Source organism: Brachyspira sp. SAP_772 (assembly GCF_009755885.1).
Classification (GTDB): Bacteria; Spirochaetota; Brachyspiria; order Brachyspirales; family Brachyspiraceae; genus Brachyspira.
Window position 1 is genome coordinate 1 of sequence record NZ_VYIX01000088.1, and the last position, 840, is coordinate 840.

At 31.1% G+C, this 840-nt stretch carries 1 protein-coding gene and 1 pseudogene; both read left to right on the forward strand.

Annotation, left to right across the window (positions count from 1 at the left end):
• Positions 1 to 193, forward strand: a 193-nt coding sequence (locus GQX97_RS12750) for an LrgB family protein (protein ID WP_198391238.1), incomplete at its 5' end; no start/stop codon positions are given.
• 345 nt (positions 194 to 538) lie between these two features.
• A pseudogene (locus GQX97_RS12755) lies at positions 539 to 840 on the forward strand (hypothetical protein); the annotation flags it as partial.

Consider the following 840-nt stretch of genomic DNA (forward strand, 5'->3'; position numbering starts at 1 on the left):
AATATTTAGAATAAAATCWCCTTTAGCTATAGGTATTGCAATAGGCACTGCATCGCATGCTGTTGGTACTAGTAAGGCAATAGAGATGGGAGAGACTGARGGAGCTATGTCTGGTCTTGCTATAGGTATAGCTGGAGCTTTAACKGTTATACTTCTTCCTATACTATATAAACTGCTTGTTACTATATGGTAGAAATTTTTAAGTTTGTAAAAATATTTTTTAAGTTTTTTATTTGTGGTGGCTTTGCCCCCTGCGAAGCGTGCCAGTATGGTACACACCCCCACTTCTTTTGTCGCCACAAAGAAGAAAAAGAACTGAATTTTTATGATAAATTTTATAATTTAATTGTACATTAAAAGTACTCCCCCRCACGMCTAAGARRTTATAATTRAAGCAWAAYATTAYCGTGCGGCAAGGTGGTACAGCTCGTACGCGGGAAAAAGTTGAATAAAACAAAAACTATAATATATTCATAAAAATTGACAAACTCAGTAATTTTTAGTATTATATAAAATAATATCAATATAAAAAATAAATATGATAAAATTAKATAATAATAACGAAAATAACACTCTAAATAGATGGCGTCTTATACTCGGAGATTTCGCAGATAATAATATTGAATTGCAAAATGGATTATCTGAACTTAATGAAACTCTAAATTTTTTGTATGACAGAGAATATTCACAAGAAGATGGTTATTATAATGATGATAATAGTACAACAACMAAGGGCGGTAAAAATAAAAGCAATTTAACTGTGCCGATATGGGTTTCTAAGATAAGAAAACTCTTTCCAAAAGAAACAGTTCAGATTATGCAGACTCATGCGCTAAATAA